The sequence below is a fragment of the Luteococcus sp. genome (assembly GCF_043424415.1).
GTDB lineage: Bacteria > Actinomycetota > Actinomycetes > Propionibacteriales > Propionibacteriaceae > Luteococcus.
On sequence record NZ_JBHWOO010000053.1, the window covers coordinates 1 to 7846 of the forward strand.

A 7846-nucleotide genomic window follows, 5' to 3' on the forward strand; every position below is an offset into this window, starting at 1 on the left:
CAGGTGTTCCAGCGAGTAGCCGGAGACCTGCCGGCTGAAGTGCCCGAACTCGGTGCGGATGGTGCCCAGGTTGGCGGCGACGAGGTCCCGCAGCGCCGGCAGGGGAGCGGCGTCGGAGCCGCCGGTGCCCAGCCGGAGGAGCTCGCCGGTGCCGGTGAGCACGTCGAGGGCGACCACATTGTCGGCGCTCCGGCCGTAGCCCAGAGCGCGCGGGCCGCAGGCATTGTTGCCGATCATGCCGCCGATCGTGCACCGAGTGGCGGTCGATGGGTCGGGGCCGAAGCGCAGCCCGTGCGGGCGTGCCGCCACCTGCAGCGACTGTTGCACCACACCCGGCTGCACCACCGCGGTGCGGGCCTCGGGATCGATGGTGCCGATGGCATTGAGGTGGCGGGAGACGTCGATGACCAGGCCCTCGCCCACCGCATTGCCGGCGCAGGAGGTACCGGCGCCGCGGGCGACGATCGGCAGCCCCACCTCGAGGGCGGCGCGGGTCACCGTCACCAGCTCGTCGACGGTCCGCGGCCGAGCGACGGCCTGTGGCACCACCCGGTAGATGGAGCCGTCGGAGGAGTAGAGGGCCCGGGTCAGAGTGCCCGCATCGGTGCAGGCGGCGGTTCCCGGCTGGGCTAGGAAGTCGTCGAGCGTGGTCACACGCTCAGTCTTGCACCGCCATCACGGCCGTCATCACCCGTCCCAGCGCCGCGAAGTCCTCGGGAGCGCAGGCATCGACGAGGATGCGGCGCACCGCCGCGACGTGCGAGGGGGCGGCGCCGACCAGAAGCTCATGGCCCGCCGGGGTGAGCACCGCGACCACACCGCGACGGTCCTCGGGGGCCGACGTGCGCTCCACCCAGCCCGACTTCTCCATCCGGCTGACGGCATGGGTGAGGCGCGAGCGGGACTGGTGCACCATGTCGGCCAGCTCGCTCATCCGCATCCGCTGGCCCTCGGCCTCGCTGAGCACCACCAGGATCTCGTACTCGGCCAGGTCGAGGCCGTGCCGGCGCAGGTCCTGGTCGAGGTAGTTGTCGACCCGGGCAACGGCCAACAGATAGGTGCGCCAGATCCGTTGCTGCTCTGCGTCCAACCAGCGGGTCTCACTCGTGTCCATGGGTTGATCATAATGAACAGGAGCCCGCCCCGGACGCTGGATGGGTAGCCCCCGGGCAGCCACCAGTAGGATTTGTGCTCGATACGAAAGGCTGGTGAGGCGTCGATGACGCTCCAGGAAGAGATAGGTCAGGCGTGTGCCCCGAGCATCGCGCAGATGCTGGTGGACCGGGTGGAGGCGACGCCGGACGGCCTGGCCTTCCTGGTCCCCGACCGCGCGCCCGAGGGGCCCAACCAGTGGGAAGAGGTCAGCTGGGCCGCCTTCGGTGAGCAGGTCGACGAGCTGGCGGCAGGGCTGCTCTCGCTCGGCCTGGCCCCCGAGGACCGGGTCGCGATCAGCAGCCAGACCCGCTACGAGTGGATCCTGGCCAGCCTGGCCACGCAGACCGCGGCTGGTGCCGTGACCGCCATCTACCCCAACACCACCGACCACGACGTGCTGTACATCATGCAGGACTCGGCTTCGGCCGTCCTGGTGGCCGAGAACCAGGCACAGGTGGCCAAGGTCCAGCTGCACGACGACGAGCTCTACGACCAGGTGCGCCACATCGTCATCATCGACGACGACCGCACCGCCGCCGAACGCGTCGACCAGCGCGTGCTCACCTGGCAGCAGCTGCAGGAGCGGGGCCGCACGCTGCTGGCCGAGCAGCCCGAGCGGCTGCGGGAGGTGGTGACCGGGATCGAGCCGCACCACCTGGCAACCCTGATCTACACCTCGGGAACCACCGGCCGTCCCAAGGGAGTGGAGCTCGACCAGCGGGCCTTCGCCTTCGTCGCCAATGGTGTCGCGCACATGGGCATGATCGACGCGACCGACCGCCACTACCTGTGGCTGCCGCTGTCCCACGTCTTTGGCAACTGCCTGGTGGCAGTCCAGCTGGCGCTCGGCTTTTCCACCGCCGTCGACGGCCGCGTCGACCGGATCGTCGCGGGTCTGGAAGAGACCCGACCGACCATCATGTGCGGCGCCCCGCGCATCTTCGAGAAGGTGCGCGCCGCCGTGATCACCGCCAATCCCACCTCGGGCGTGAAGTCGAAGGTGGCGCAGTGGGCCTTTGCCGTCGGACGCGCCTCACGCCCCTACCGCCTGGCCGGCAGGCCGCTGCCCAAGAGGCTCGCCGCCCGCTATGCCCTGGCCGACCGGCTCGTGTTCAGCAAGTTGAAGAAGACCATGGGCGGCAACATCCGCTTCCTCATCTCGGGATCGGCCAAGCTGTCCAGCCAGGTGCAGGAGTGGTTCTACTCGGCCGGGATCACCGTCATCGAGGGCTACGGCTCCACCGAGACCACCGCCATCGCCTTCCTCACCCCCCACGGCCAGCCGCGCTTCGGCAGCGTCGGCCCGGTGCTGCCGGGCCTGGAGGTGAAGATCGACGACGACGGCGAGGTGCTGCTCAAGGGCCCCACCATCTTCCGCGGCTACCACGGCGCGCCCGAGAAGACCGCGCAGGTCTTCGACGAGGACGGCTGGTTCCACACCGGCGACCTGGGCGAACTGGACGGCGACGGCTACCTGACCGTCACCGACCGCAAGCGCGACCTGATGAAGACCTCCGGCGGCAAGTACGTCGCCCCGCAGAAGGTCGAGAATGCCATCACCGCCAACATCCCCTATGTCAGCCAGGCGGTGGCGCTGGGCGAAGGCCGCAAGTACATCGTCGCCCTGGTGACCATGGAGCGTGATGCCCTGCTGAAGTGGGGCAGGAACCACGGCCATCCCAATGCCAGCTATGAGGAGCTCACGCAGCTGCCCGAGATCAAGGCCTCGATGGACCGCTTCATGGCCAAGGCCAACACCCGCCTGGAGCGATGGGAGACCGTCAAGCGTTTCGCCATCCTGGACCACGAGTTCAGCGTGGCCGACGGCGGCGTCACCCCCAGCATGAAGGTGCGCCGCGGGGTCATCGCCAAGAAGTACGCCCACGTGGTCGACTCGCTCTACGACGCGGAGGACTGAGCCGGTGGGATTCCCGACCGCGGTGGTCGACGTGCCCCTGCGCTGGGTGGACCTCGACCTGCAGGGCCACGTCAACAACTCCATGGCGGTGGAGTACATGCAGGAGGCCCGCGCCGGGCTGATGGTCGACACCCCGGTCGAGCACCTGCTCGGCGGGGGAGTGGTGGTGGTGGGCCACCAGGTGGACTACCGTCGCGCCATCGCCTTCAGCCGTGAGCCTCTGCAGGTGCGCATCGGCATCACCCACGTGGGCGCCTCGCGCTTCGACCTGGCCTATGAGCTGGTGCAGGAAGGCCAGGTGTGCGTGAGCGCCACCAGCCGCATGTGCCCCTTCGACTTCGCCAGCCAGCGCCCGCGCCGGCTCACCGCCGACGAGCGTGCCTGGTTCGCCGGCGAGGCCGAGGAGCGTGAACCGATACCGCCGTTGACGGCACCGGCGCTGGAGGGCCGTGGCCACGTGCATCCCGTGCAGGTGCGCTGGGGCGACCTGGACCGTTACGGCCACGTCAACAACGTGCGCTACTTCGACTACGTTCAGGAGGCCAGGATCGACGCCACCACCTCGGTGGACCCCGCCATGGCGCGCGACGGCGGCCAGACCCGGTGGGTGGTGGCCCGGCAGGACATCGACCACCTGGCCCAGATCGACCACCGCCCCGAGCCCTTCGAGGTGCACACCGCCGTCACCGGCCTGGGACGCACCTCGATCCGGCTCGCGGCAGAGATCGTCGACCCGCTGGGCGGCAGCGTCCTGTGCCGGGTGCGCACCGTCCAGGTGTGCACCGACGCGCAGGGCACCAAGCGGGAACTGCCGGAGTCCTCCCGCGAGGCGCTGGGGCGTCTGCTGGTCAGCTGAGGCACGTCCCTGGCATGGAGTGAGGGCCAGCCCTCCCCACAACGGGGTGGCAGGCCCTCACTGCGTTGGCGAGGCTCAGACCTGCAGCCAGGCCGCGGCATCGGCCGGCAGCTGGCCGTCGACGAGCTTGACACTGGAGACCAGCACCTTCCCGTCGAGCGCCACCGGTTCGTCGCCGAAGTTCACCACACACCGCAAGCCCGGCTCTCGGGTGAAGCTCAGCACCTGCTCCGGTGTCTCGTCCCAGGCCATCAGCCCGTCGCCCAGTGCCTGGTGCTCGTGCCGCAGCCGCAGCAGTTCGCGCACCAGTTCCAGCATCGAGGCCGGATCGTCCTGCTGCTTCTCGACGGTCCACGGAGCCCAGCTGGCCGGCTGGGGGAGCCACGGCTCCCCGTCGGGCTGCTCGGAGGCCCAGCCGAAGGGCGGCGCCTGTCCGCTCCACGGGATCGGCACCCGGCAGCCGTCGCGGCCACGCACCGTGTGGTTGGAGCGCACCCAGGTGGGGTCCTGCAGGACCTCCTCGGGCAGGTCCTCCACCTCGGTCAGGCCCAGCTCCTGGCCCTGGTACAGGTAGGCCCCGCCGGGCAGGGCGAGCATCAGCATCACGGCGGCCCGGGCACGGCGCCGGCCGAGCTCCACGTCCGTGGGCTGCCCCGCGAAGGCCTCCTGCCAGTGCGGGTCGTCCTCGTGGGCCAGTGTGCTGTAGCGCCGGCCCGACTTCGTCTTGCCGTAACGGCTGGCCACGCGCATCACGTCGTGGTTCTCCAGCACCCAGATGGTGGGCGCCCCGACGGCGGCGTGGCCGTCGATGCCGGAGTCGATGGCGGTGCGCAGGCTGCCCGCGCTCCACTCGGAGGTGAGGAAGTCGAAGCAGAAGGTGGTGTGCAGCCGGTCGGACCGCACATAGTCCACCAGGCGGTCCAGCGGCAGGTAGGCCTCGCTGACGAAGATGCGCTCGCCCAGCTCGGTGCCGGCATAGCTCTCGGCGATGGCACGCCAGCGGCGCTGGATCTCGGCCAGGCCGGGCTGGTCCCACATCGGCGCACCGACGGTCTTGGTCACCTCGCCGAAGCCGGTCTTCGGGTCCACCGGGACATCGGGCCAGCTGAGGTCCTTGACGAGGCTGTCGGCGACGTCGATGCGGAAGCCGTCGACGCCCCGGTCGAACCAGAAGCGCAGCACCGAGTCGATCTCGGCGCGCACCTGCTCGTTCTCCCAGTTCCAGTCGGGCTGCTCCGGAGCGAACATGTGCAGGTAGTACTGGCCAAGGGTTCCGTCAGGGTTGGTGGTGCGCTCCCACATGGACCCGCCGAACAGCGCGCCCCAGTTGGTGGGGGGCTCGTCGCCGTCGGGGCCCTTGCCGTCGCGGAAGACGAACAGGTCGCGCTCGGGGGATCCGGGCTGGGTGGTCAGGGCCTTCTGGAAGAGCGGGTGGTCGATGGAGCAATGGTTCGGCACCAGGTCGATCAGCACCCGCAGTCCCAGGGCGTGGGCGGTCTGGACGAACTCGTCGGCCTCGGAGAGGGTGCCGAAGTCGGGGTGGATGTCGCGGTAGTCGCTGACGTCGTAGCCGCCGTCCCACAGCGGCGAGGGGTACCAGGGTGAGACCCAGACGGCGTCGACCCCCAGTTCCTTGAGGTGGGGCAGGCGCTCGATCATGCCCCGGACATCACCGGTGCCGTCGCCGTCGGCGTCGGCGAAACTGCGTGGATAGATCTGGTAGGTGACGGCATGGCGCCACCAGTTCGGGTCCTGGAAAGTCACCGGTCAACCCTAGTCAGTGGCACCTACCGGGTGGAAACCCGCAGCTGGGTGTCACCTGTGTGCACTGCTCACCACTCGGCGACGTAAGATCTTGCGGTCGCGTACCTCAAGTGCGCCTGCAACAGGAGATTTTCGTGTCCACATCCACCACAGCGCCGGTAGGACAGCCAGACAGGGCCAGCATCAAGGAGCTGACCCTGCGCGGTGTCATCATCGGCGGCATCATCACGCTCGTGTTCACCGCGGCGAATGTCTACCTCGGGCTCAAGGTGGGACTCACCTTCGCCACCTCGATCCCGGCCGCCGTCATCTCGATGGCGATCCTGCGTATGTTCCACGACCACACCATCGTCGAGAACAACATCGTCCAGACCATCGCGTCCGCCGCCGGCACGCTGAGCGCGATCATCTTCGTCCTGCCCGGCCTGGTGATGCTCGGCTACTGGCAGGGTTTCCCCTACTGGACCACCGCCGCCGTCTGCTTCTTCGGCGGTGTGCTGGGCGTCATGTACTCCATCCCGCTGCGCCGCGCCCTGGTGACCGGCTCCGACCTGCCCTACCCGGAGGGCGTCGCCGCCGCCGAGGTGCTGCGCGTCGGTGACTCCGCCGAGGGCGGCCAGGAGAATGCCCAGGGCCTCAAGGTGATCATTGTCTCCGGCCTGGCCGCCGCCGCCTTCACCATCATCGCCAAGATGAAGCTCGTCGCCGAGGGTGTCCAGCACGTCTTCCGCGTGGGCACCGGCGGAACCATGGTCGGCTCCAGCCTGTCGCTGGCGCTGATCGGCGTCGGTCACCTCGTGGGCATGACCGTCGGCATCGCCATGGTCGTCGGCCTGCTGATCAGCTATGGCGTCATCCTGCCGATGATGACCCGAGGCCAGCTCGACCCGGCCCTGCCGCTGGCCGACGGCGTGAAGGCCGTCTTCTCCAGCGACGTGCGCCTGATCGGCGCCGGCACCATGGCGGTTGCCGCCGTGTGGACCCTGGTCAAGATCATCGGCCCCATCATCAAGGGCATCAGCCAGTCCCTGGCCGCGCACCGCCAGGCCAGCGCCGACCTCGCCATCGAGGAGCGCGACCTGTCCATGAAGGTGGTCATCGGCACCACCCTGGCCTCGATGCTGCCCATCGGCGCGCTGCTGTGGCTGTTCACCCAGGGCACCCCACTGGAGGGCAACTCGACCGGCCTGGTGATCACCTCGGTGCTCTTCGTGCTGCTGGTCGGACTGTTCGTCGCCTCGGTCTGCGGCTACATGGCCGGCCTCATCGGCGCCTCCAACTCGCCCATCTCCGGCGTCGGCATCATCGTCGCCATCGCCGCCGCACTGCTCATCAAGGGCGTGCACGGCGCTGGCACCGGCGAGATGACCGAGGCGCTGGTGGCCTACACCCTGTTCACCACCGCCGTCGTCTTCGGCGTCGCCACGATCAGCAATGACAACCTGCAGGACCTCAAGACCGGCCAGCTGGTCGGCGCCACCCCGTGGAAGCAGCAGGTCGCGCTGGTGATCGGCGTGGCCTTCGGCTCGGCGATCATCCCGCCGGTGCTGGGCGTCATGAACACCTCCTTCGGCTTCGCCGGCGCCCCCGGCGCCGGCCCCGGAGCGCTGGCCGCCCCGCAGGCCTCGCTGATCTCCACCCTGGCCAAGGGCGTGCTCGGTGGCGGGCTGGACTGGAAGCTGCTCGGTCTGGGCGCGCTGATCGGCTGCGTGGTCATCGCCATCAACGAGGTGCTCGGCCTGACCAGCAAGGGCCGCCTGGCGCTGCCTCCGCTGGCCGTCGGCATGGGCATGTACCTGCCGATCAGCCTCACCCTGATGATCCCGATCGGCGCCCTGCTGGGCCTGTTCTACGACAAGTGGGCCAACCGCACCGCCAACCCGGAACGCTCCAAGCGGATGGGCACCCTACTGGCCACCGGCCTGATCGTCGGCGAGAGCCTGTTCGGCGTCATCTACGCCGGCATCGTCGCCGCCACCGGTTCCGAGGAGCCGATGGCCGTCATCACGAGCAAGGCGTGGGCCAACCCGGCCCAGCTGGCTGGCATCGCCGTCTTTGCCCTGGTGGTGGGCGCGCTCTACCAGTGGACCCGGCGGATGAGCACTGACCGCGCCTGAGGACCTCGCGTCCCAGGGCATGACGAAGGGGAGTAT

Annotated in this window: 6 protein-coding genes; 3 read left to right on the forward strand and 3 right to left on the reverse strand. The window is 69.3% G+C overall.

The features are described from left to right. Positions 1-654, reverse strand: a 654-nt coding sequence (locus ACHFFZ_RS02830) for an FAD-binding oxidoreductase (protein WP_394275148.1), incomplete at its 3' end; no start/stop codon positions are given. Positions 655-658: 4 nt separating this feature from the next. Continuing rightward, complete coding sequence (locus ACHFFZ_RS02835) at positions 659-1114, reverse strand: MarR family winged helix-turn-helix transcriptional regulator (protein WP_394275149.1); 456 nt, start codon at positions 1112-1114, stop codon at positions 659-661. 105 nt (positions 1115-1219) lie between these two features. On the opposite strand from ACHFFZ_RS02835, the gene ACHFFZ_RS02840 reads away from it, so the two are divergent. Further along, on the forward strand, positions 1220-3073 hold the full coding sequence (locus ACHFFZ_RS02840; protein ID WP_394275150.1) for an AMP-dependent synthetase/ligase: 1854 nt from the start codon (positions 1220-1222) through the stop codon (positions 3071-3073). Positions 3074-3077: 4 nt separating this feature from the next. After that, positions 3078-3929 (forward strand): acyl-CoA thioesterase, encoded by an 852-nt coding sequence (locus ACHFFZ_RS02845; RefSeq protein ID WP_394275151.1) that lies wholly within the window; start codon positions 3078-3080, stop codon positions 3927-3929. 75 nt (positions 3930-4004) lie between these two features. Here ACHFFZ_RS02845 and ACHFFZ_RS02850 read toward each other — a convergent pair whose 3' ends face one another. Continuing rightward, positions 4005-5693 (reverse strand): glycoside hydrolase family 13 protein, encoded by a 1689-nt coding sequence (locus ACHFFZ_RS02850; protein ID WP_394275152.1) that lies wholly within the window; start codon positions 5691-5693, stop codon positions 4005-4007. 134 nt (positions 5694-5827) lie between these two features. Here ACHFFZ_RS02850 and ACHFFZ_RS02855 point away from each other — a divergent pair, with 134 nt between their 5' ends. Next, positions 5828-7810: an OPT family oligopeptide transporter gene (locus ACHFFZ_RS02855; RefSeq protein ID WP_394275153.1), complete on the forward strand. Its 1983-nt coding sequence runs from the start codon at positions 5828-5830 to the stop codon at positions 7808-7810. Positions 7811-7846: the final 36 nt, after the last annotated feature.

What these genes read in the sequence shown, in the direction of transcription:
- ACHFFZ_RS02835 (WP_394275149.1), bottom strand. Translation starts at nt 1,114, where the DNA reads ATGGACACGAGTGAGACCCGCTGGTTGGACGCAGAGCAGCAACGGATC.
- ACHFFZ_RS02840 (WP_394275150.1), top strand. Translation starts at nt 1,220, where the DNA reads ATGACGCTCCAGGAAGAGATAGGTCAGGCGTGTGCCCCGAGCATCGCG.